We start from the raw sequence: 23313 nt of genomic DNA, 5'->3' as shown, positions 1-23313 counted from the left end.
CGTGGCCCTGCTGATCCAGCACGTCATCGAGGGGATCACGACGGGCGGCATCTACGGATCGCTCGCGCTGGCGCTCGTGCTGATCTACCGCTCCACCGGAATCATCAATTTCGGCCAGGGCGAGATGGCGACCTTCGTCACCTTCGTGGCCTGGCAGCTCCACGAATGGGGTTTTCACCCGGCGCTGGCGCTCTCCGCCGGCGTCCTGCTGGCCGCTGTTCTCGGCGTCGTCGTGTTCCGCGTGGCGGTGCGGCCCCTGATGGGCGCGTCGGGCGAAACCATCGTGGTGGTGACGATCGGGCTCATGCTCGCCTTCCAGGCCGCGTCGTTGTGGATCTGGGGGGCCGACCAGCGGCTGTTCTTCCAGATCATCCCGAACCGGTCCTGGACGGTCGCCGGCATCACCGTGACGCTGCACGCCGTCGGGGTCGGGGTCGCCGTGGTGGCGCTCGCCGTCCTTCTCTCCGCCTTCTTCCGCTTCACCCGCCTCGGCCTCGCCATGCGGGCGGCGGCGGCGGAGCGCGAGAAGAGCCCGCTGGTCGGCATAAGGGTCGAGACCATGCTGCTGCTCGGCTGGGGGCTCGCCAGCGTGATCGGCTTCATGGCCGCCGTGCTGGTGGCGCCGAAGCTATTCCTCAGCCCGACCATGATGGTGCCACTGCTGCTCTATTCGCTGGCCGCGGCGACGCTGGGCGGCTGGGACAGTCCGCTCGGCGCCGTGGTGGGCGGCATCGTGGTCGGCGTGACCGAAAGCCTCGGCGCCACCTATCTGAGCTTCCTCGGGGCGGAGCTCCGGCTCGCCATCCCGATCGTCATCACGCTCGCCGTGCTGCTGGTCCGGCCCGCCGGGCTGTTCGGCAAGACCACGGTGGTCCGCGCATGAGCCGGCTGCCGCGCGTCCTCCCATGGCTGGCGACCGGCCTCGCCGTCGCGGCGGCCGTCGCGGCGCCGCTGATCGTGCCCGGCTTCCTGCTGTTCCAGATCAGCGTGATGCTGACCTATGCGATCGCCGTGCTCGGGCTCAACCTGCTGCTCGGCCATGCCGGCCAGGTCAGCCTCGCCCAGGGCGCCTTCTTCGCCTGCGGGGCCTATGTGTTCGCCATCCTGGTGAGCCGCTTCGGCGTGCCGCCGGCGGCCGCACTTCTGTGCGCGGCGGTCGTGACGGTCGCGCTCGGAGTCGCGGTCGGCCTGCCGGCGCTCCGTCTGCCCGGCCTGCAGCTCGCCATCGTGACGTTCGGGCTCGCCGCGCTGGTCCCGCAGATCCTCATCAAGTTCGACCACGTCACCGGCGGCGAGGCCGGCATCCGGCTGCGCCGGCCGGTGCTGCCCGGCTGGTTCGCGGCACCGCTCGAGACCTGGAACTACTACTGGTGCCTGGCCGGCCTGGCGCTGTGCATCGTCATCACGCTGCGGGTCCTCTTCGGCGACTCGGGACGGTCGCTGCGCGCGCTGCGCGACAACCCGCTGGTCGCCGAGACGCTCGGGATCGACCTCACCAGGGTCCGGCTCTCGGCCTTCGCGGTGAGCGCCGCCTTCGCCGGGCTGGCCGGCGGGCTGTTCGCGATGGTCAACGGCTTCGTCAACCCGTCCTCGTTCGAGGCGACCAAGTCGATCGAGATCCTGATCGGCGCCATCGTCGGCGGCGTCACCAGCATTCCGGGCGCCGTGATCGGGGCGATCTTCATCGTCTTCATGCCCGACTGGACGTCGCAGATCGACATCTCGCTCGCCGGCCTCCTCTACGGGCTGTGCCTGATCCTCACCATGCTGTTCGCCCGCAACGGCGTGACCGGAGTGGTGCGCAGCCTGGCGGACCGCGTGGTCCGAATGGCGGCGCCGCCGCCGGATGCCCGCCAAAACCCCGCCCCGCCCGCCTGAGGCCGGCGGACCGCCGAGACGACGGCGGCCGTGGTGCTCGACCGAATCTGGAATCTGTGGTCGATGCCTGTCGCAGCCGCGTACGATGGCGTCCGTGCCTGACGGCGACCGCTGCAGCGTCGGCAGCTCTCCTGCGTCGTGTGTTCCGGGAAATCTCTCGTGTCTCGCCGCCTCCAAGAAACCCGCCCTCGCCCGGACCTGCGCCGATGACCGGCCCGGTTCTCCTCGCGCTGGTGCCGATCGCCCTCCTGATCGGTCTCGGACACGGGTTGAAGCGCACGGCCTTCCTGGCCGACGCGTTCTGGCCGCAGGCCGAGCGGCTCGCCTATTTCGTGCTGTTGCCGGCGTTGTTCCTGCACGGGCTCGCAACCACCCGGATCGAGGCCCTGCCGGTCTGGGAGATGGCCGTGACGCTGATCGGCTCGATCCTCGCGGTGGCGGCCCTGGTCGTCATGGCGAGGCCGCTGATGCGGATCGACGGGGCGGGGTTCACGTCGGTCTTCCAGGGCAGCGTGCGGTTCAACAACTACGTCGCCGTCACCATCGCGGTCGGACTGTTCGGCGCACAGGGCATCACCCTCTCCGCCATCTGCACCGCCGCCATCGTGCCGGTCGTCAACATTCTCTGCGTGCTGGTCTTCGCCCGGTTCGGCGCCGCCCGGTTGAGCGCGCGCGGCGTCGTGATCCAGATCGTCAGCAATCCCCTGGTGCTCGGCTGCGTCGGCGGCATCGCGTTGCAGGCGACCGGCCTCGGCCTGCCGCCGGGACTGGAGCCGGCGCTGCGGGCGCTCGGCGCGGCATCGCTGCCGCTCGGCCTCCTGTGCGTCGGTGCGGCACTCGATTTCGGTGCGGCGCGCCGCTGGCTCGCCCCGGTCGCCGTGTCGTCGGCGGCGAAGTTCCTGCTGATGCCCGTGGTGGCGCTCGCCGGCGCGCTCGCGCTCGGGCTGCGCGGGCCGCCGCTCGTGGTCGTGCTGCTGTTCGAGGCGATGCCGACCGCCTCCTCGGCCTATATCCTGTCGCGGCAGCTCGGCGGCGATGCGCCGCTGATGGCCGGCATCACGGCGGTCCAGACCGTGCTGGCGGCGGTCGCCATCCCGCTGGTGCTCACCGTGCTGCTCGCCCTCGCGCCGCCGTGACGACGGCACCGCTCCGGCCTCGGCGGGTCAGTCGATCAGCGACAGAAACTCCTGGCGGGTGGCGGTATTGTCGCGGAACACGCCGAGCATGCGGCTGGTGACCAGATCGGTGGTGTGCTGCTGCACGCCGCGGGTCGTCATGCAGTGGTGCACGGCCTTGATCACCACGGCGACGCCCTGGGGCTTGAGAACCTCCTGGATCGTGTTGGCGATCTGCGAGGTGAGCTTCTCCTGGATCTGGAGCCGCTTGGCGTACACCTCGACCACCCGGGCGAGCTTGGAGATGCCGACCACCCGCCCGTCCGGCACATAGGCCACCCAGGCGCGGCCGATGATCGGCACGATGTGGTGCTCGCAGTGGCTCTCGAAGCGCACGCCGCGCAACACGACCATCTCGTCGTAGCCGTCGGTCTCCTCGAAGGTCTTGCGCAAGATCGCGGCCGCGTCCTGGTCGTAGCCGCGGAAGAACTCCTCGTAGGCGCGCGCGGCGCGCGCCGGCGTCTCCACCAGGCCCTCGCGATCGGGATCGTCGCCGGTCCAGCGCAGGATGGTGCGGAACGCCGCCTCCACCTCCGCGCGCGAGGGCTTTTTGATCTTCGAGCGCTCGGTGAGCTTGGTCCGCTTCGCCATCGTGTCGATCGCCTGCACGGCCGGGGTCATGTCGTCTCCTATTCTATAGAGCGGAGCGATTACGCCGCATAGCCGCGCGTGGATCAGCTTGCGGCATTCCGTCCCGGCCGGCCTGCTCCGTCCCGGCACGGTGATCCGCCGGCGGATCCCCGGCGTAAGCGGGGCATCAACCAGAGGAATTGCCCTGTGCCCTACGCCATTGCCTATGTCTGCACGCTCGTCGCCTTCATCGCCGTCGACGCGGTCTGGCTCTACAAGATGGGCAGCGTGCTGTACCGGCCGACCCTCGGCGACATCCTGCTGGAGGCGCCCCGGCTGGCGCCCGCCGCGGTGTTCTATCTGGTCTATCCGATCGGGATCGTCGCCTTCGCGGTGGCGCCGGCCCTCAAGGCCGGCAGCATCGCCCCGGCGATCGCCTACGGCGCCCTGTTCGGGGCGCTGGCCTATGCGACCTATGACCTCACCAACTACGCGACGCTGCGCAACTGGACGCTGCAGCTCACCCTCGCCGACATCGCCTGGGGCGCCGTGCTCTCGGGCTTCGGCGCCGCGGCCGGCTATCTGGCGGCGTCCGCGTCGCGCAACTGGATGGCGGGCTGAGACGTTTCGCCTCGACGCACCCCCCGGGACGGTGTGCGACGACACCCCGATACACGACCGGTGATCAGCCATCCCGGTCGTGTTCACGGCCCCGGCCTTGTCGCATAAATGCTGCTGCAGACGAGGCTGGGGCCGTGACCCTCGCGAAACCCGTCCTGTCCGGCTCGGAGCGAACTGGGCTCGCCCGCGACGAGCGGGCTGGACCAGTATCGACGGCAACGACCGGCTACTTGGATTTTTTCAGCAGATTCACCAGCCCGCCGAGCAGAACAACAGCTCCGTTCGCCAATGCGCCGAAACCGCCGGTGGCGCCGACCGCGGCGGTCGCGAGCGGGATCAGAGTGGCGAGCGTGCCGTTCTGAGTCGCGGCACCGCCGCCTCCCATGCCGAACGGCAGCCCGACGACACCGAGCGCCTGCAGGATCGTGCTCAGCGCGAGGCCGGCGACACCGAGTTGCACACTCGGCTTGGAGAGGACGGGCTCGTTGGGGTTGGGCTCCGGCTTGGGCGGCTCGGCCGGTGTCGTGCCGGGCCATGGCTTTCCGGTGATCTTTTCGAAGATCAACGGCATCAGCAGCGCGCCGAGATCGATGGGCTGCGCCATCGGCGTCTGAGCCGCAGGTGCCGTCACCGGCGTGGACTGCGTTGCGGGCGTCGCCGACGGCGTCTGGCCGACCGCCGGCGGCGTGATCGGCTTTCCGGTCACCAGGGAGGCGAGAAGCTCCGTGGTGTCGATCCGCTTGCCGGTCAGCAGCGATTGCAGCAGCAGCGGCAACAGGATGGTGACGGGATCAACGCCCTGTCCCGTCCTTGCGGATCCGTCGGCCATTGCCTTCTCCTTCGACAGCAACACGAGGACGAGGACAAGCAGATGCAGGGGGTCGGTGGCCAGCGGCGGCACCACGATCTTCGGCACGGTGCCGGCTGGCTCGGGCTGCGGAACAACCGCCACGACGTCGGCGGCATCGACGGCGCCTTGCACCTCCTGCAACAGCCGATCGGCCGCCGGCGCCAGGTCCGCCTCATGGCGGTTGATCGGTCCCCAATGCTTGCGGAGAACCCGCAGCCCGACGGCGGTGGTCTCGACCGCGAAGGCCGGACACGCCTTGCACAACCGTTGATACTCCACGCCTTCGCCGGTGCCGACGTTCTCCAGGTCCGAGGCCGCGGGCGGCGGCACGCCCTCCTGGAAGATCGAGAGGAACCCCTCCGGCTTGGCCGAGTAGGCCGTGAACAACCGCCGTATCTCGGGGCTCGCGCGCCGCGCGTTCCAGCTCATCTGAAACAGTCCGGCTTCCGCGGTGTCGGCGTCCAGATTGCTCGCCGACATGTCGCGCCCCGCATTGTGCCTCCCGCTGCTCTCGCGCATGCCGAGTCCGATCAGCAGCACGAACAGGTGACGCAACGTCGTCGCGCCGGACTCGGAATTGTCCATGCCGGCGGCGCGGAAACGGGAATCGTACCAAGAGAGGGCGTCGCTGGCGTCGTTGCCGCTGTTCTTGGCAGCCATCAGACGGGCGGCGGAATCTCCTCCCTTCCATTTCGCGTAGACGTGGCCGAACGCGACGGCCATACCCTTGACGTAGCCCACGGGCGCGACCCGGCGACCGGGCCAATCGACGCGGGCGAGATCGGAGCGACCGGCGAGGGTGCAGATCTGCTCGATGAGCGCCGGTGAAAGGCCGCCCGCGCTACGTGGCTCAGCCGACCGGGACCGCGATGCGAACAAGGCTCCCCAGGTGTGAGACCCGACGATCCCGTCGGCCAGCAGGTTGCGGCTGTCCTGGAAGGCCCGCACCGCCTGCTCGGTCTCCGGTCCGAACTCGCCGCTGGCGCCGACCCCCAGCAGGTTCTGCAGATCGAGTACGGCCGGTCCGCTGCTGCCGAGCTTGATGGTGGGCGGGAAGCCGGTCACCCGCCCGACGGTCGACGTGGGCAGATTGACAGGCCACGCCCGCGTGTCGTCGAACAGCGCCGGATCGTCCACGACCGAGATATGAACGTGCTCGCTGTGGTCGCCGGGCCCCTTGTCGCGGTTCCGCCATGTCCACGGCGACACCGTGCTGCTGAAAATCCGCCCGTCGAAGATCACGTATTTGATGCGAGGGTCCTGGGCCAGCCGAAGCTGCTCGGCAAATGCGCCGGCATCGAAACCGTCGGCCGGATCATGGGTGACGTCCATGGCCGTGACGATACCCTTGCCGCCCTGCGTCAGATTGGGATTGTGATCGGAGGCCTTTCCCTTTTTCTGGTGAGCTGCGTCACCGATGGTTCCATCGTTGTGGGTGTCGCGCGACGGCACCTTCTGATCGATATCGTCGATCAAAGTGACCAAGCTTTTCGCCAGCCGGTTCTTGGCATCGCCTTTCCACACCATGCCCAATCCCCTGTCGAAGTTGAAAGCTTGCAGGCGATCGAAACGAAGCGACCGAACGCCTATGGCATTGCGGTTCGATGTCGAGAGCCGCACGCTCGATCCCCGGGTCGACCGACAAAACGCTCTGCACCGTTGCCGGGATGATCAGGAATGTCGCGGCGACGAAATTCGACGATAACACAACCATTGCGAGCGGCGTCAATCCTTGTATCGCGTCGCGCCGCCGGCCGCAGCGCGACGGCCCCGGCGCGGCCCGGCGTCCGACATGCTCCGTTCCGCGAACCACCGGCGGAGGGATGAGAGACCAGGGATTGTCTGGGTTCGGCCGGGACACGGCGCGAAAGACCGGGTCGTCATCCTGCGATCACGCGACGCCGCGGCGTCGCGTGGCGTCGCAAGACCGACTTCGCCCGCTCACCACCCGGTCGGCTTCAAGCGATAGTGGCTGACGCCCCATTCGTCGCCGTCGGCGTGGCCGAACAGGCCGGCGGTGGCGAGGAAGAACAGCCGCCAGCGGCGCCCCCACAGGGCGGCGTCGGGGCCGTAGACGTCGGCCAGGATCGGATCAATCCTTTCGCGGGCAGCGTCGAATCTTTTCAGCCAGTCCTCGGCCGTGCGCTGATAGTGCCGGCCGTTCCACCGCCACTCCGCTTCGACGCTGAACGCGTCGAAGACACGGATCAGCCCGTGGCTCGGCATGATTCCGCCGGTGAAGAAGTGCCGGGCGATCCAGTCGGTCTTGTCGCGATGGTCGAACCGGTAGGGCGCGGCGCGGTGGCTGAACACGTGCACGAACAGCCGCCCGCCCGGCGTCAGCCAGGTCCGGATGCGGGCCAGAAGGGCCTGCCAGTTGGCCATGTGCTCGAACATCTCGACCGACACGACCCGGTCGAATGTTTGCTCCGGCCGATAAGCGTTCATGTCGGCCGTGACCACGTGAAGATTGCGCAGGCCGCGCCGTGACGCCTCGCCCTCGATGAAGGCGCGTTGCGAGAGCGAGTTCGACACCGCGGTGATGCGGGCATTCGGAAACCGCTCGGCCATGGTCAGCGACAGCGAGCCCCAGCCGCAGCCGAGCTCGAGGATTCTCTGGCCATCGGCCAGATCGGCGTGCGCCATGGTCTCGGCGAGCGCGCGCTCCTCGGCCTGCGCCAGCGTCTCGGCCCCCTCCCCGTACAGGCAGCACGAGTACTTTTTGCGCGGGCCCAGCACCAGCGCGAAGAACTCTGCCGGCACCTCGTAGTGCTGGGCGTTGGCCTCGCCGGTATGGACGGCGATCGGGTGCTCCGCCATGTCGACGGCGAAGCGGCGCTCCAGCGCCGGATCGACATCGACGAGCTTGCGGCGGGTCTGGCCGACCAGGAACGCGATGCCGGCGCGGGTGACGCGGTCGGGGATCGGCAGGCGCTCGACGCCGCCGATCGCGGTGGCGATCAGGCTCATCGGGGGTGGTCCGTCGCGGTGGTGGAACGGGGCGGCAGCGGGAAGAAGGCGCTGGTGCGCGCCTGATAGGCCCGGAAGGCGGCGCCGTGGCGGGCCAGCATGTGGTCCTCGAGCGGCGGGATGCCGGACACATGCGCCAGCAGCCAATACATGCAGGCCGGCCCGCCGAGCGCCAGCCAACCGACCCAGTAGCTGCCCGACACGTCGAGCGCGATCACGGCGATGCCGACCCAGGTCAGCCACTCGAAGAAGTAATTGGGATGGCGCGACCAGCCCCAAAACCCCGCGTCGCAGATGCGGCCCTTCTCGGCCTTTTCCGCCCGGAAGGCGCGGAGCTGGCGGTCCGACAGGCCCTCGCCGGCGATGCCGGCGACCACCAGCGCGAGGCCGACGAGATCCGACAGGCCCAGTCCCGGCGCCGGCCGGTGCGCGGCCAGAAGCGCCGTCGCGATCATCGGGATCGAGACCAGCGCCTGCATCTGCAGGAAGATCGCCATCTTGCGCGGCGCATCGCGGCCCCATTGCTGGCGCAGCGCCGCATAGCGCGGATCGTCGCCCGCCCCGGCCGAGCGCTTGGCGATGTGGCTACCGAGCCGCACCGCCCAGGTTGCGACCAGCACAGCGACCAGGAGCTGGCGGGCGGCCGGCCAGCCTTCGAAGCCGAGCGGCGCCAGCGCCGCCCCGGCGCACACGGCGCCGAGCCCGAAGGTCCAGATGGTGTCGACCCAGCCGGCATTGCCGGTCCGCCGCTCGATCACGGTGGCGACCGACATCACCATCGAGAACGCCACCGCGGCGACGACCAGGGCGACCAGCAGGGAGAGCTCCAGCATGACGGCCTCTCCCCGCTAGAGCCGGACGAAAGGCTGCAGCACCCGGCCGAGGAGGCCGTTGAGCTTGAGCCGTCCCTGCATGGCGACCAGGCAGATGCAGTCGCTGCCCGCCTCGACCACCGGGGTGTGATCGACCTCGTCGTCCGCCTCGTCGATGTCGCCGGGGCCGTAGCGGCCGTGCTCGTGGCGGAACGCGCCGGTGAGCACGCAGGTGAGCTCGGTGCCCGTGTGGGTATGGTCGGGCAGTGCGGTGCCGCCCGTGGCCTTGAGCAGGAACACCCGGCCGCCCGGCAGCGTCGGCGCGTCGACCATGCGCCACGACACGCCCGGGCCGACCCAGCGCCATGGTCCGAGATCGTAAGGGGCGAGCAGGCGAGCATGCGCCGGCATCAGGCCGGGGATCGTCTCGGCGCGCCGCGCCGCCACCGGCGCGGCCGGCGGGGCATCGAGCTGCGCCATCGCGCGGACAAGCCCGTCGGCGGCGAAGTCGGCCGGGGCGAGATCGTCGAGCATGACGCCGCCGGTCGCCTCCAGCATGCGCACGCTGCGGCGGCAGTCGGGACAGGCGGCCAGATGGGCTGCGACGACCAGCATGCGGCCCTCGTCGAGGGTCCCGGCCGCGAAGGCAGCCAGCGTCGCTTCGGTCGGATGATGGGCCACGGTCATATCAGGTCACCCAGCAATGCTCGCATCCGGTTCATGGCGAGACGCAGACGCGACTTGACGGTTCCGAGCGGAATGTCGAGCAGGCCGGCGATGTCGCCATGCGCCCGCCCCTCGAAGAACGACAATTCGACGATGCGGCGCTGCTCGCCCGGCAGATGGTCGAGGGCGGCGCGGACCCGCTGCTGCCGCTCGGCCGCGACCATGTCGTGGTCGGGGGCGGCGGCGAGCTCGGCCTCCGGCTCCTCGGCGAGCGCATGCAGCGCCTCGCGGCGCTGCCGCCGTGCCGCATCGATACGCAGATTGCGGGAGATGGCGAAAATCCAGGCGGAGGCGCCTGCCCGCGCCGCGTCGAACAGTGCGGCCTTGCGCCACACCGTGACCATGGTCTCCTGGGCGAGCTCCTCGGCGAGGTCGGCCGGCGTGCCGGAGCGCATCAGAAACGCTTTTACGCGCGGCGCATAGTGGCCGAACAAGGCCGCGAAGGCCTCGCGGTCCTGACGCGCCGCGATCGCCTCGATCAGCCGGTCGTAGTCCCGCACGCTTCCCGCTGCCTCCTCGACGGTCGCCATGGCCTGTCCCGGCCGGAACGGCCGGGACCGCCGTCCCGGCAGCAGCACCGCCACGGCGCCGCCCAGGGGACTGTGATCGGGATTGGCGGTTCTAACAAGCATGTCCCCGATACGGCGATCCCGGCGGCTTGGATCACCAGGGCACGCCCCGGCCGCGCCGGTGATCCAACCGCAAGGCCACTCCGTAATCCATCTCAGCCGCAACAGGCGGGCGCACGCACGGGGTCGAGGGGCAATGGCGGATCAAGCGGGCGGGCGACGCCTTTCGGTCGCGGTGGTGGGCACCGGCATTTCCGGCATGGCGGCGGCTTGGCTGCTGTCGAAAGCCCATGACGTCACGGTGTTCGAGCGTGCCGAGCGGATCGGCGGCCACTCCAACACGGTGCGCACCCCAAAGACCCATGGCAGCCTGCCGGTCGACACGGGCTTTATCGTCTATAACGAGAGCACATATCCGAACCTGACGGCGCTGTTCCGCCATCTCGAGGTGCCGACCCTGGCGTCCGACATGTCGCTTGCGGTGTCGCTCGACGACGGCGCGCTGGAATACGGCGGCGGCAGCTTTTCGGCGCTGCTTGCGCAGAAGCGCAATCTGCTGCGGCCGCGCTTCTGGTCGATGCTGGCCGGCCTCCTGCGGTTCTACCGGCAGGCGCCGCACGACGCCGGCGGGCTCGACGAGGTGCATGTCACGCTCGGCGACTATCTGCGCCGCAACGGCTATTCGCGGGCGTTCCGCGACGACCATCTGCTGCCGATGGCCGGCGCGATCTGGTCGGCCGCTCCGCAGGAGATGCTGGAGTATCCGGCCGCCGCCTTCATCCGCTTCCACGAGAACCACGGACTGCTGAAGATCCGCGACCGGCCAGTGTGGCGCACCGTGGTCGGCGGCAGCGCCACTTACGTCGAGCGCCTCACCCGCGCCTTCAAGGACCGCATCCGCCTCGACTGCGGCGTGGCGCGCATTCAACGGCACGCTGCCGGCGTCACCGTGATCGACCAGAACCACGAGGCGCACGAGTTCGATCACGTCGTCATCGCCACCCATGCCGACCAGGCGCTCGCCATGCTGGCCGATCCGAGCCTCGACGAGCGCGCCCTGCTCGGCGCCTTCCGCTACAGCCGCAATGTCGCCGTTCTCCACACCGATGACTCGCTGATGCCGAAACGGCGGGCCGCGTGGTCGAGCTGGAACGCGATCGGAACCCGGACGGGTCCCGGCGACAAGCCCCGCGTGACCGTCACCTACTGGATGAACAAGCTGCAGAACCTCCCCGAGGAGACGCCGCTGTTCGTGACCCTGAACCCGCCGCGGCCGCCGCACGCCGGCACGCTGATCCACAGCGAGACCTACGAGCATCCGCTGTTCGATCTCGAGGCGTTCGCGGCACAACGCCAGCTCTGGTCGCTGCAGGGCGTCGGCAACACCTGGTACTGCGGCGCCCATTTCGGCGCCGGTTTCCACGAGGACGGGTTGCAGGCCGGGCTCGCCGTCGCCGAGGCGATCGGCGACGTGCGCCGCCCCTGGACGGTGGCGAACGAGAGCGGCAGAATTCCGCTCGACAAGGCACGCAAGCGCGTGCCGCAACCGACGCTGCCGGCATGACGAGACCTGCCGCCCCCAGATCTGCCGCCCCGAGATCCGCCGTCTACACGGGTGCCGTGGTCCATCGCCGCCTGAAGCCGCGGTCGCACGCGCTGCGCTACCGCTGCTTCTGGATGCTGCTCGACCTCGCCGAGATCGACGACCTGGCGTCGCGACTGACACTGTTCTCGCGAAAAAAGCTCAACCTGTTCTCGTTCCGCGACGCCGATCACGGCGCCGGCACGGACGAGCCGCTGCGCAGCCAAATCGACAATATATTGGCGGAAGCGGGCCTCGACATCACCGGCGGCTCGGTTCAGATTTTGTGCATGCCGCGGGTGCTGGGCTACGTCTTCAATCCGCTGAGCGTCTATTTCTGCCGGCGCGCCGACGACACGCTGGCCGCCGTCCTCTACGAGGTCTCCAACACGTTCGGCGAGCGCCACTCCTATCTGATCCCGGCGGAACCTGATCAGACCGGCGCCGTTCGGCAAGAGTGCGACAAGCTCTTCTACGTATCGCCGTTCATGGACATGGACCTGCGCTACGAGTTCCGCGTGTCGCCGCCCGACCGCACGGTCTCGGTGGCGATCCGCTGCCTCAAGGCAGGCGAAGGCGTGATCGTCGCGGCGCTGACCGGACAGCGACGTGAGATAAGCGACGCAACCCTGCTGAAGACGTTCCTGACGCATCCGCTGGTCACCGCCAAGGTGATCGCGGCGATCCACTGGGAAGCGCTGAAGCTGTGGCGCAAGGGCATCGGGCTTCGGCCCCACCCGGCCCCGCCGGCGCAACCCGTCACCATCGTGCGGAGTGGAGCATGACACACGTCGCCCCTTGCGACACCCGTTGCGACGCGGATGCCGTCGCGTCCAGTCCGGCCGCCGTCGCGCGGCCGCGCCGATCGCTCGCCGGTCATCTGCTGGCGCGGGTGCTGCGCCGGCTCGATGTCGGCAGCCTCACCGTGGTGCTGCCGTCGGGGCTCAGGATCGAGCATCGCGGCCGCAAGCCGGGCTCCGCCGCCACCTGGGTGCTGCATCGCTGGCGACCGCTGTGGCGCGTGCTGTGGCGCGGCGATCTCGGCTTCGCCGAGTCCTACATGGACGGCGACTGGTCGACCCCGGATCTGCCCGCGCTGCTGACGCTGTTCTCGGAGAACGACGCGGGCCTCACCGACGTCTATGCGGGCCTCAAGACCGAACGCCTGCTCGACCGGCTGCGCCACCGCAATCGCGCCAACACGAAGCGCGGCAGCCGCCGCAACATCGCGGCGCATTACGACCTCGGCAACACCTTCTATGCGGCCTGGCTCGACCGCAGCATGACCTACTCGTCGGCGATCTACACGGACGCCGACCAGTCGCTCGAGGATGCCCAGCGCGAAAAGCTCGACCGCATCGCGACGCTGCTGAAGCTGTCGGGCGGCGAGCACGTTCTGGAGATCGGCTGCGGCTGGGGCGCGCTCGCGGAAAAGATCGCCGCTTCCGGCTGCCGCGTCACCGGGCTGACGCTGTCGGCCGAGCAGCACGCCCATGCGCAGCAGCGGCTCACGGCGGCCGGCTTCGGCGAAGCCTGCGATCTCCGCCTGCAGGACTACCGCGACGTCGACGGCGCCTTCGACCGCATCGTCTCGATCGAGATGATCGAGGCGGTCGGCGAGAAATACTGGCCGACCTATTTCGAGACGCTGTTTTCCCGGCTGCGCGCCGGCGGCACCGCGGTGCTGCAGGCCATCACGATCGAGGCGAGCCGCTTCGACAGCTACCGGAAGAACCCCGACTTCATCCAACGTTATATCTTTCCGGGCGGCATGCTGCCGACCCGCGCCATGATGCTGGAGCACGCGCGCCGCGCCGGCCTGGTGCCGGTCGCCGACACGGCGTTCGGGGCAAGCTATGCCCGCACGCTCGCCGAGTGGCGGCACCGGTTCATCGTCGCATGGCCCACGGTCGCGCCGCACGGCTTCGACGACCGCTTCCGCCGCATGTGGGAGTACTACCTCGCCTATTGCGAGACCGGCTTCCGCCTCGGCGCCATCGATGTGGGCCTGTTCGCCTTTTCGCGGCCGCAGTCGGCTGCGGACTGACGGAGCTCGGCGTCGCCCGCGACTGCGGCGGGCGACGCCCCGACGGCATGCATGGACATCAGGGGGGCACTGCGTCCGGCGCACGCGGCCGGGCGCGTGCGGCTTTGCGCCTCCCCGCGTCGCCGACATATGCTGAACCCTCGACGTCCCGACGACCTCCTCCGACATCGAGTGGAACGCAGATGATCCGGGCCCTGCCGTCGCGCCATGCCGCCCGTCTCGTCCTCGCACTGGCGATCGGGCTCCTGCCCGTCGCCGCGCAGGCCCAGACCTTTCCGCAGAACTACCCCATCACCATGGTGGTGCCGTTCGTCGCCGGCGCCGGCACCGACGCGATCGCGCGCGACCTCGTCCGCTACCTGCAGGCGAAGCTCGGCCACACCATCGTGGTCGACAATCGCGGCGGCGCCGGCGGAACCATCGCGGCCCAGGCGGTGGCGCGCGCCAAGCCGGACGGCCACACGCTCCTCTTCGTCACCTCGACCTTCATCACCACGGCGTCGATCGACCGCAAGCTCGGCTACGACGTGCTGAAGGATTTCACCCCGATCGCCCTGCTCGGGCGCGGCCCGCTGCTGCTGGTCGCCAACAAGGACATCGGCATCGACACGGTCGAGCAACTCGTTGCCCGGGCCAAGGCGAAGCCCGGCGCCCTGAACTACGTCTCGGCCGGCGTCGGCAGCATCAACCACCTGTCGGGCGAGCTGTTCCGCCAGCGCACCGGCACGGTGCTGACTCACATCCCCTATCGCGGCAGCGCGCCGGCGGCCGTCGACGTGATGGGCGGCCAGGCGGAGCTGTTCTTCGCCACCGTGCCGACCATGCTCGGGCAGGTGCGCGGCAACACCGTCAAGCTGATCGCCGTCACCAGCAGGGAGCGCTCGGCGCTGTTTCCCGACACGCCGACCGTGATGGAAGCGGGCGTCAAGGACTTCGACGTCAGCACCTGGTGGGGCGTGGTCGGACCGCCCGGCATGTCGAAGGAGCTGCTCGCCCGCCTCAACGAGGCGATCAACGAGGCCGCGACCGGCGACGGGCTGGTGAAGCGGTTCGAGGAGGAAGGCGCCGCGCCGTTCCGCGGCAGCCCCGAGGCCTTCGGCGAAGTCCTGAAGCGCGAGCTCGACATCTGGCAGGCGGTGGTGCGCCAGAGCGGCGTGACGGTCGACTGACGATCGCGACGACGACGCTCCGTCTTTTCGCGCCGCACCGTCCCGGCGCATGGTCAAGGATCGAGTTCATCATGAGCATCAGCCTGGATCTCGCCGAGCGCATCGTCCGCCTGAGCCAGGACGATCTCACCGCCTGCGCCGTCGACAACGCCAAGACCGTGATCCTCGACACGGTCGGCTGCGCGCTCGCCGGCGCCGACGAGCCGGTGGTGCGCACCCTGCTGCGCACGCCGGGGCTCGCCACGCCCGGGCCGGCCTCGCTGATAGGCCGCCGCGAGCGCCTCGACCCTCTTTGCGCAGCGCTCGTCAACGGCGCAGCCGCGCATGCGCTCGACTTCGACGACGTCAATGTCGCGATCGGCGGCCATCCGAGCGCGCCGGTGCTGCCGGCCTTGCTGGCGCTCGCCGAGACCCGCACGGTCAGCGGGCGCGACCTGCTGCTCGCCTTCGTGGCCGGCTTCGAGACCGAGACGCGGCTCGCCCGCTGCGTCAACTTCCATCACTACGAGAAGGGCTGGCACCCGACCGCCACCATGGGCGTGTTCGGCGCCGCCGCGGCCTGCGCCAAGCTGTTGGGCCTGCGGGCCGAGCAGGTCGCCATGGCGCTGTCCATGTGCGGTTCGCTGGCCAGCGGCATCAAGGCCAACTTCGGCACCATGACCAAGCCGTTCCATGTCGGCCACTGCGCCCGCAACGGCCTGATGGCGGCGCTGCTGGCCCGCGAGGGCTTCACGGCCAACCCGGATGCGTTCGAGCACAAGCAGGGATTCTTCCTGGTCTACAACGGCACCGGCACCTTCGACCCCGCGGCGGCGACGCGCGACTGGGCGGCGCCGCTCGACATCGTCGAGCCCGGCATCGGGATCAAGCTCTATCCCTGCTGCGACAGCACCCACACGGCGCTCGATGCGCTGTTCACCCTGGCGAAGCGGCACGCGTTCACGGTCGACGACGTCGCCCGCATGGACGTGCTGGTGCATCCGCTGCGGCTGCTGCATGTCGACCGGCCGACGCTGGCGACCGAGCTCGACGCCAAGTTCAGCGTTCAGTACTGCCTCGCCCGCGGCCTGCTCGACGGCCGCATCGGGCTCGACAGTTTCGGCGCCGCACCGCGCGCCGAGCCGCGCCTGCAGGAGCTGATGAGCCGGGTCACGGCCGCGCCGCATCCGGATCCGTCGCAGGCCATCGACGGCAACTATCTGACCGAGCTGACCGTGACGCTGACCGACGGCCGTCGTCTCCACCTGAAGATGGACTCGCCCTACGGCCGGCGCCCCGAGGACCCGGCGCCGCCCGAGCTGATCGCCGCGAAATTCGCCGGCTGCGCCGCCAAGGCGCTGCCGCCCCGGGCCGTGCTGCGGCTGCGCGAGGCGCTGCTGGCCTTCGAGACGCTCGACGACGTCGCCGCCCTCGGCCGCGCCTGGACGCCACCGCAAGGCATCCCGATGCACGCCGGAGCAGCACGCATGCCGTTCGACCCGGCCGTGGTTCGGCCGTAGCCAGCGGCCGGACCGCGATGTAATCTTTCGGCGGGCGGCCGCTCGCGCCGGTCCGGCACGACCCGCCCCACCCGCCAGAACGCGGGCGTTCATCGCTCCGCGCCGCCGGCCGCGTCCATGTCTCACCTCATCGGCGACACGTCCCCGGCGGCGGGCTTCGGCCCCACACTGTCGTTTCAGGGATGACCATGATGACCCTCCCCCGCGCTCTGCTCGCGGCTCTCCTGCTTCTCGGCGGCACATTCTCGGCCCAGGCCGAATGGCCCGAAACCACCGTCCGCTGGATCGTCCCGTTCGGTCCCGGCGGTGCCAACGACCTGGTCGCGCGGGTCGCCGCCGAGGCCGTGTCGAAGCAGATCGGCAAGCCGGTGGTGATCGAGAACAAGCCGGGCGCCGGCGCCGTGATCGGCACCGACTATGTCGCGAAGTCGCGGCCAGACGGCTACACGTTCCTGATCGGCGCCGGTGGCGTCGTGGTCAACAGCCTCCTGTCGAAGAAGCTGCCCTACGCGGACTCCGACCTCGTCCCGGTCGGCATGATCGCGGTGTCGCCCTCGATCATCGCGATCAATCCGAGCGTGCCGGCGACCGACCTGAAGAGCTTCGTCGCCTGGGCCAAGAGCCGGCCCGGCGGCACCGACTGGGCGACCGCGGGGCGCGGCACCACCCCGCATTTCGTCGCCGAGATGCTGCGCGAGGCCTCCGGCCTGAACCTGCAGATCGTCCCCTACAAGAGCGGCGGCGAGGGTGTCACGGCGGTGCTGCAGAACAGCGTGCCGGCGACCTCGGAGGCCAGCATCGTGGTGCTGCCGCAGGTGCGCGCCGGCAACCTCAAGGCGATCGCCTCGACCCACGGCAAGCGCATGAGCACCTATCCGGATCTCGCCACCGCGACCGAGCAGGGCTTCCCCAACATCCGGATCGGCCACTGGGCCGGCCTCTACGCGCCCAAGGGAACGCCGCAGCCGATCATCGAGAGGATGAACGCCGCCATCCAGACTGCCATGAAGTCTCCGGAGGTGAAGGCCAAGCTGGCGGCCTCCGACATCGAGACGGCGGAAGGCTCGATCGAGGACTTCGCCCGCTACATCGCCGACGAGCGCAGCCGGCTCGAGGTCTACGCCAAGTCGGGCGGCATGCAGCAGGATTGATCCGATGCGCCCTTGCTTCACCTCTCCCCGCCATGCGGGGAGAGGGAGAGCTGGCGCCGCGAATCTGCAATCACTTCACCCGCACTGCCCTCACAGCGCCGGCAGGTCGCCGGCGCTCCAGCCGGCCGTGACGGCGCTCGCGTGATCGGCGAAGCGGCGCTCCGCGATGGCGGCGCGCACGCCCTGCATCAGGGTCTGGAAATAGGCGATGTTGACGATGCTGAGATACATCGCGCCGAGCGTCTCGTTCGCCCGCACCAGGTGGTGCAGATAGGCGCGCGGCACCTCGCGGGCGATCCGGCACGGGCTCTCCGGATCGAGCGGCCGTGGGTCCTCCTGGTGGCGCGCGTTCTTCAGATTGACCGGCCCGAAGCGCGTATAGGCGAGCCCGTGGCGGCCGTTGCGGGTCGGCAGCACGCAATCGAACATGTCGATGCCGCGCGCCACCGACTTCAAAAGATCGTCCGGCGTACCGACCCCCATCAGGTAGCGCGGCCGGTCCTCGGGAAGCAGCGGCGCCGTCTCCTCGATCATGGCCAGCATGGTCTCTTGGGGCTCGCCGACCGCCAGTCCGCCGATGGCGTAGCCCTGAAAATCCATCTCGACGAGTTTTTGCGCACTCTCGCGACGAAGCGCCGGAACGTCCCCGCCCTGGACGATGGCGAACAGGGCGCGGCCCGAGGGAAGATCCGGCTCGAAGGCGCGCTTGCAGCGCTCCGCCCAGCGCAGCGACAGATTCATCGCGCGGGCCAGATCGGCCCGCTCGGCCGGCAGCGCGACGCATTCGTCGAGCTGCATGGCGATGTCGGAGCCGAGCAGCCGCTGAATGTCCACGGCGCGCTCCGGCGACAGCACCACGGTGGCCCCGTCGACATGCGAGCGGAACGTCACCGCTTGCTCGTCGACCTTTCGCAGGTCCGACAGCGACATCACCTGAAAGCCGCCGGAGTCCGTGAGGATCGGGCCCGACCAGCCCATGAAGGCGTGCAGCCCGCCGAGTTTTCCGATGCGCTCGGCGCCGGGCCGGAGCATCAGGTGATAGGTGTTGGACAGCACGATGTCGGCGCCCGCCTCGCGCACCTCGTGCCAGTGCACGCCCTTCATGGCGGCCTGCGTCCCGACCGGCATGAAGGCGGGCGTGCGCACCGTGCCGTGCGGCGTCTCGAGCGTGCCGAGCCGGGCGGCGCCGTCGGTGGAGAGGAGATCGAAGTTCATCGAGAGTGTCTCGGGTCCGTGTCGGGGACACTGAATATCAGATGGCGCGGCCTAGAGCAGTTTTCGATAGCGATGAATCAATCCTGATGTCCGCTCGTCCCCGCGAAAGCGGGGATCCAGGGGCCACTCGACGCGTGGCACTGGATTCCCGCTTTCGCGGGAATGAACGGAGTGTGGGTCGACCTCGGCGGAAAATAGTCTAGTCCCGTCTTCCGACGTGATGGGCCGGCTCACGCGCCGCGGAACAGCAGGCTGGCATCGCCATAGGAATAGAAGCGATATCGCGTCTCGATCGCATGCGCGTAGGCGCGCCGCATGGTGTCGAGGCCGGAGAAGGCCGCGACCAGCATGAACAGGGTCGAGCGCGGCAGATGGAAGTTGGTCATCATCACGTCGACGGCGCGGAAACAGTAGCCCGGCGTGATGAAGATCGAGGTCGCGCCGGCAAACGGCCGGATCACGCCGGTTTCGGCGGCGGCGCTTTCCAGGAGCCGCAGCGAGGTCGAGCCGACCGCGACGATGCGGCCGCCCTTTTCATGCGCCGCGTTCAAGGCCGCGGCCGTCTCGGCCGTCACCACGCCGTGCTCGGCATGCATGCGGTGATCCGCCGTGTCCTCCGCTTTCACCGGCAGGAACGTGCCGGGGCCGACATGCAGCGTCACGGTGTGCAGCCCGATGCCGGCCATGGACAGGCGCGCCAAAAGGTCGTCGGTGAAGTGCAGGCCGGCGGTCGGCGCCGCCACCGCCCCCTCCTGGCGGGCGAACAGGGTTTGGTAGTCGGCGCGGTCTTTTTCGTCGGCAGGACGGCGCGCCGCGATATAGGGCGGCAGCGGCATGGCGCCGCGCTCGTCGATCGCCTGGTCGAGCACCGGGCCGTGGAACGCGAACGCCAGCGTCACGGCGCCGTCGTCGCCCTTCTGCTCCACCGTGGCATCGAGCTGGCCGAGGAAGCAGACCTTTCCCTCGTCGCCGAACCGCACCACGTCGCCGGCGGCGAGCTTCTTGGCGCCCTTGACCAGGGCCCGCCAGCGCGAGCCGTCGAGCCGCTCGATCAGCGTCGCCTCGACGCGGGCCTCCGCCCCGCGGCCGAGCCGCCGGCCGAAAAGCTGCGCCGGGATCACCTTGGTGTCGTTGACGACGATCTGGTCGCCGGGGCGCAGCAGCGCCGGCAGGTCGCGCACGACGCGGTCGTCGAGCTCCGGAGCGCCGCCGGGACGCACGACCAGCAGCCGCGCGCAATCGCGCGGGCTCGCGGGCCGCAGCGCGATCAGGTCGGGCGGCAGGACGAAATCGAAGAGATCGGTGCGCATGATGAAAGTCGCCGGCACGGAGACCGCTCTCCTTCTCCCCGCGCGCGGGGAGAAGGTCGGGATGAGGCGGCGTTGCGTGGATACGGAGGCGCCCCCTCACCCGCCGCGCGGCGCGCGTCGACCTCTCCCCGCGCGCGGGGAAAGGTGAAGAAGCGCCGGATCAGGCCGCCGCGTCGGCGGCCATGCGGGCCGTGATGATCTTGTCGGGAGTCTTGACCGGCTCGCCGCGCTCGATCTTGTCGATGTTGTCCATGCCGGCCGTCACCTTGCCCCAAACCGTGTACTGGCCGTCGAGCCAGGTCGCGTCGGTGAAGCAGATGAAGAACTGGCTGTCGCCCGAATCCGGGCTCTGGGCGCGGGCCATCGAGACGGTGCCGCGGGTGTGCTTCTCCTTGGAGAACTCGGCCTTGAGCTTCTGGCCGGAGCCGCCCGTGCCGGTGCCGTGCGGGCAGCCGGTCTGGGCCATGAAGTCTTCGATCACGCGGTGGAACACGATGCCGTCGTAAAAACCCTGGCGGACCAGCTCCTTGATCCGCGCGACATGGCCGGGCGCGAGGTCGGGCCGCATCTCGATGGTGACGGGGCCCTTGGTGGTCTCCAGCAGAAGGGTGTTCTCGGTCGCTTCGCTCATGGTTCTTTGGCTGTCCCTGGTTGGCGAACTCGGTTTGTCGTCTCGTCATCGGCGCGGCGCTTCGGGCCGCGGCCGATGCGTCTCCTAGGCAGTGATCATTTTTCGCGCCGCGATCATTTGGCGTCGGCGGCGACCTGCATGCGGACGATCTTGTCCGGATTGGTGACCCGCCCGTTGTCGGTCTCCGAGCCCTTCTTGACCTTGTCGACGACGTTCATGCCGCTGACCACCTCGCCGACCACCGTGTACTTGCCGTCGAGGCCGGGGTTCTCGGCGAACATGATGAAGAACTGGCTGTTGGCCGAGTTGGGATCGCTGGAGCGGGCCATGCCGACGATACCGCGCTTGAACGGCACGTTGGAGAACTCGGCCGGCAGGTTCGGATATTTCGAGCCGCCCGTGCCGTTGCCGAACTGGCCGTCGCCGGTCTGCGCCATGAAGCCGGCGATCACCCGATGAAACGGCACGTTGTCGTAGTACTTCTCGCGGGCGAGCAGCTTGAAGCGCTCGGCATGCTTGGGCGCGAGATCGGGCCGCAGCTTGATGACGATGCGGCCGTCCTTGGTGTCGAGCAGGATGGTGTTTTGGGGGTCGACCCCGGCCGGCAGCGGCTGGGCCTGCGCGACGGCCGAGAGCATCAGCACGGCGAAGGCGGCAATCAGTCGGATCATGGAACGTCCTTGCGGGTTGCGATGGAACGATCGACGGCGGCCCGGACGGGCACGCGCCGACGGCGAGGCGTGAAACGGGCTGATCGCATGAAGCGCGCGTCTCAGGGTCCAGGAGGCCGGGCGGCGAACCGGACCTTCAGCCGGGCGGCCACGGCCGGCGGCACGAAGGCCGAGACGTCCCCGCCCATCGCCGCAATCTGGCGAACCAGTGTGGCGGTGATCGGGCGCACCAGCGGCGAGGCGGGCAGGAACACGGTGGCCATCTCGGGCGCCATTGCCCCGTTCATGCCGGCGAGTTGCATCTCGTAGTCGAGGTCGGTGCCGTCGCGCAGCCCGCGAATCAGGGCGACGGCGCCCGCCTCCCGCGCCGCCGTGACGACCAGGCCGGCGAAGGTGACGACCTCGATGGCGCAGCCCTCGCGCGCGGCCAACGGCGTGCAGGTCTCCACCAGCATGGCGGCGCGCTCCTCGGCCGAGAACAGCGGCACCTTGCCGGGATGGATGCCGATCGCCAGCACCAGCCGATCGGCCAGGCGGGCGGCCTGGCGAACGACATCGAGATGGCCGTTGGTGACCGGATCGAACGATCCGGCATAGAGGGCGGTGCGCAGCATGGTGCGGGTCTAGCCTGCCGGCGCAGAGCCGGCAAGGTGCCGGACGGTATCGTGATGCAGCGACGTCACGCCGGCCGCCGCGACAGCGCCAGCCAGACGCCGCCGCCGATCAGCACGGCACCCGAAACCCGGCCGAGCAGTTTTTGGCGCGACGGCGCCAGAAACCAGGCGCGGCCGAAGCCGGCCGCGATGCCCCAGGCCGCATCGAGCAGGCCGGACAGCAGCACCGAGACGGCCACCATGACGGCGAGCTGGAAGGTCGTCGGCAGGCTCGGGTCGACGAATTGCGGCAGGAAGGCCGTGAAGAACGCCATGGTCTTGGGGTTCGACACCGCGACCAGAAAGCCGCGCGAGACGTGGACGCCGCCGGGCGCCGGCGCGGCCGCCCCTTGCCCGGCCCGCCGAAAAGCCTGGACGCCGAGCCAGATCAGATAGGCGACGCCGGCCCAGCGGATGACCTCGAACACCACGGCGGCGCTCGCCAGAACCAGGCTCAGGCCGAACGCCACCGAGCCGATCAGCACGGTATTGCCCGCCATGGTGCCGACCGAGGTGGCGAGCACGGCCCGCGGGCCCTGCGTCGCGCCGGTCGAGATCATCAGGGTGACGATCGGCCCCGGCGTGAGGATCAGCACCAAGGTGAGCAGCAGGAAGGGGATGAACAGGTCGGGATTCAACGGTCCCTCCCGCCCGCCGGCGGCGACCAACACGGCGTTTCGACGCCTCTCCCCGACGGTTCGGCGCAAGACTTTTCTGAAGACATTTTAATCCGTTGGACGACGCGGCTGAAGTTCTTGAAAAACTTCAGCCGCGAGCGTCAGTGCCTCAGCGATTGTCCTCGTTGGACTGTGTGGTCGGGGCCGTGCTGCCGACCGGAGGACCGGCCATGGCGGGCGGCTCGGCCGGCGTGCCCGCGGCTCCGGCGGCGGGACCGCCATGGCCCATGCCGCCGTGGGGATCGGCCGCGGGGTCCACGGCCGGGGCCGTGACGCTGCGCTCCGGCGTACGGCCGACCTCCGGTCCGGTGCTGGTGCCGGGCGGCTCGAGGCCGGCGGGTCGTGCCGCGAGGGCGGCGTCACGCAGCGCGTCGGCGCCGACGCCCGAGGTCGCATAGGCCTGAAGGCGCGCAATCAGCCCGGACTCGCCGGCGGCGGCCGGCTTGGCCGGATCATGCGCGTTGACATAGGGGCGCAGCCGCTCGAGCGGCGCACTGGCGAGCCGCTCGCCGGCCCGACGGGGCGGCGGTGCCGCGG

Annotated in this window: 22 protein-coding genes and 1 pseudogene; 10 read left to right on the top strand and 13 right to left on the bottom strand. The window is 69.7% G+C overall.

Annotation, left to right across the window (positions count from 1 at the left end; genetic code table 11):
* Window position 1 precedes the first annotated feature (1 nt).
* The 3 genes from HXX10_RS25640 to HXX10_RS25630 all read left to right on the top strand — a co-directional run bounded on the left by HXX10_RS25640 (window position 2) and on the right by HXX10_RS25630 (window position 3014).
* The gene (locus HXX10_RS25640; protein ID WP_296526145.1) at window positions 2-883 is read left to right on the top strand and encodes a branched-chain amino acid ABC transporter permease; all 882 of its coding nucleotides are present in this window, start codon (window positions 2-4) and stop codon (window positions 881-883) included.
* Window positions 880-1878 (top strand): branched-chain amino acid ABC transporter permease, encoded by a 999-nt coding sequence (locus HXX10_RS25635; protein WP_296526144.1) that lies wholly within the window; start codon window positions 880-882, stop codon window positions 1876-1878. Before HXX10_RS25640 ends, HXX10_RS25635 begins: the two co-directional genes overlap by 4 nt.
* Window positions 1879-2084: 206 nt before the next feature.
* Window positions 2085-3014, top strand: a complete 930-nt coding sequence (locus HXX10_RS25630) for an AEC family transporter (RefSeq protein ID WP_296526143.1) — start codon at window positions 2085-2087, stop codon at window positions 3012-3014.
* 27 nt (window positions 3015-3041) lie between these two features.
* Here the strand turns inward: HXX10_RS25630 and folE are convergent, their stop codons facing one another.
* Window positions 3042-3644 (bottom strand): GTP cyclohydrolase I FolE, encoded by a 603-nt coding sequence (gene folE, locus HXX10_RS25625; protein ID WP_296526178.1) that lies wholly within the window; start codon window positions 3642-3644, stop codon window positions 3042-3044.
* 186 nt (window positions 3645-3830) lie between these two features.
* Here folE and HXX10_RS25620 point away from each other — a divergent pair, with 186 nt between their 5' ends.
* The gene (locus HXX10_RS25620) at window positions 3831-4244 is read left to right on the top strand and encodes a DUF2177 family protein (protein ID WP_296526142.1); all 414 of its coding nucleotides are present in this window, start codon (window positions 3831-3833) and stop codon (window positions 4242-4244) included.
* A gap of 226 nt (window positions 4245-4470) precedes the next feature.
* Here HXX10_RS25620 and HXX10_RS25615 read toward each other — a convergent pair whose 3' ends face one another.
* The 5 genes from HXX10_RS25615 to HXX10_RS25595 form a co-directional block, all read right to left on the bottom strand.
* A complete protein-coding gene (locus HXX10_RS25615; RefSeq protein ID WP_296526141.1) occupies window positions 4471-6714 on the bottom strand; it encodes a peptidoglycan-binding domain-containing protein in 2244 nt (747 codons plus the stop codon).
* 321 nt (window positions 6715-7035) lie between these two features.
* A complete protein-coding gene (locus HXX10_RS25610) occupies window positions 7036-8064 on the bottom strand; it encodes a cyclopropane-fatty-acyl-phospholipid synthase family protein (RefSeq protein ID WP_296526140.1) in 1029 nt (342 codons plus the stop codon).
* Entirely contained in the window at window positions 8061-8897 is an 837-nt protein-coding gene (locus HXX10_RS25605) for a DUF1295 domain-containing protein (protein ID WP_296526139.1), read from the bottom strand. Before HXX10_RS25605 ends, HXX10_RS25610 begins: the two co-directional genes overlap by 4 nt.
* A gap of 15 nt (window positions 8898-8912) precedes the next feature.
* Complete coding sequence (locus HXX10_RS25600; RefSeq protein ID WP_296526138.1) at window positions 8913-9563, bottom strand: ChrR family anti-sigma-E factor; 651 nt, start codon at window positions 9561-9563, stop codon at window positions 8913-8915.
* Complete coding sequence (locus HXX10_RS25595) at window positions 9560-10132, bottom strand: sigma-70 family RNA polymerase sigma factor (RefSeq protein ID WP_296526137.1); 573 nt, start codon at window positions 10130-10132, stop codon at window positions 9560-9562. Before HXX10_RS25595 ends, HXX10_RS25600 begins: the two co-directional genes overlap by 4 nt.
* A 235-nt stretch (window positions 10133-10367) precedes the next feature.
* On the opposite strand from HXX10_RS25595, the gene HXX10_RS25590 reads away from it, so the two are divergent.
* The 6 genes from HXX10_RS25590 (at window position 10368) to HXX10_RS25565 (ending at window position 17619) form a co-directional block, all read left to right on the top strand.
* Window positions 10368-11735, top strand: a complete 1368-nt coding sequence (locus tag HXX10_RS25590; protein WP_296526136.1) for an NAD(P)/FAD-dependent oxidoreductase — start codon at window positions 10368-10370, stop codon at window positions 11733-11735.
* Complete coding sequence (locus HXX10_RS25585) at window positions 11732-12538, top strand: DUF1365 domain-containing protein (protein WP_296526134.1); 807 nt, start codon at window positions 11732-11734, stop codon at window positions 12536-12538. Before HXX10_RS25590 ends, HXX10_RS25585 begins: the two co-directional genes overlap by 4 nt.
* Window positions 12535-13800 (top strand): cyclopropane-fatty-acyl-phospholipid synthase family protein, encoded by a 1266-nt coding sequence (locus HXX10_RS25580; RefSeq protein WP_296526133.1) that lies wholly within the window; start codon window positions 12535-12537, stop codon window positions 13798-13800. Before HXX10_RS25585 ends, HXX10_RS25580 begins: the two co-directional genes overlap by 4 nt.
* Window positions 13801-13982: 182 nt before the next feature.
* Complete coding sequence (locus tag HXX10_RS25575) at window positions 13983-14969, top strand: tripartite tricarboxylate transporter substrate binding protein (RefSeq protein ID WP_296526132.1); 987 nt, start codon at window positions 13983-13985, stop codon at window positions 14967-14969.
* 71 nt (window positions 14970-15040) lie between these two features.
* Window positions 15041-16468 (top strand): MmgE/PrpD family protein, encoded by a 1428-nt coding sequence (locus HXX10_RS25570; protein WP_296526131.1) that lies wholly within the window; start codon window positions 15041-15043, stop codon window positions 16466-16468.
* Window positions 16469-16656: 188 nt separating this feature from the next.
* Window positions 16657-17619, top strand: coding sequence for a tripartite tricarboxylate transporter substrate binding protein (locus tag HXX10_RS25565; RefSeq protein ID WP_296526130.1), 963 nt, complete (start codon window positions 16657-16659; stop codon window positions 17617-17619).
* A 90-nt stretch (window positions 17620-17709) separates the two neighbouring features.
* Here HXX10_RS25565 and tgt read toward each other — a convergent pair whose 3' ends face one another.
* The 7 genes and pseudogenes from tgt to HXX10_RS25530 form a co-directional block, all read right to left on the bottom strand.
* Window positions 17710-18834: a tRNA guanosine(34) transglycosylase Tgt gene (tgt, locus tag HXX10_RS25560; protein ID WP_296526129.1), complete on the bottom strand. Its 1125-nt coding sequence runs from the start codon at window positions 18832-18834 to the stop codon at window positions 17710-17712.
* 230 nt (window positions 18835-19064) lie between these two features.
* Window positions 19065-20144, bottom strand: a complete 1080-nt coding sequence (gene queA / locus HXX10_RS25555) for a tRNA preQ1(34) S-adenosylmethionine ribosyltransferase-isomerase QueA (RefSeq protein ID WP_296526177.1) — start codon at window positions 20142-20144, stop codon at window positions 19065-19067.
* Between the two features lie 160 nt (window positions 20145-20304).
* Window positions 20305-20775: a peptidylprolyl isomerase gene (locus tag HXX10_RS25550; protein WP_296526128.1), complete on the bottom strand. Its 471-nt coding sequence runs from the start codon at window positions 20773-20775 to the stop codon at window positions 20305-20307.
* A 113-nt stretch (window positions 20776-20888) separates the two neighbouring features.
* Window positions 20889-21446, bottom strand: a complete 558-nt coding sequence (locus HXX10_RS25545) for a peptidylprolyl isomerase (RefSeq protein ID WP_296526127.1) — start codon at window positions 21444-21446, stop codon at window positions 20889-20891.
* Between the two features lie 101 nt (window positions 21447-21547).
* Window positions 21548-22060 (bottom strand): pantetheine-phosphate adenylyltransferase, encoded by a 513-nt coding sequence (gene coaD, locus HXX10_RS25540; RefSeq protein WP_296526125.1) that lies wholly within the window; start codon window positions 22058-22060, stop codon window positions 21548-21550.
* Between the two features lie 65 nt (window positions 22061-22125).
* Window positions 22126-22737 (bottom strand): LysE family translocator, encoded by a 612-nt coding sequence (locus tag HXX10_RS25535; RefSeq protein ID WP_296526124.1) that lies wholly within the window; start codon window positions 22735-22737, stop codon window positions 22126-22128.
* 148 nt (window positions 22738-22885) lie between these two features.
* Window positions 22886-23313: pseudogene (locus HXX10_RS25530) on the bottom strand (hypothetical protein); the annotation flags it as partial.

This window comes from Rhodoplanes sp. (genome assembly GCF_013377085.1).
Lineage (GTDB): Bacteria > Pseudomonadota > Alphaproteobacteria > Rhizobiales > Xanthobacteraceae > Rhodoplanes.
This window is presented reverse-complemented; position numbering and strand designations above follow the sequence as displayed.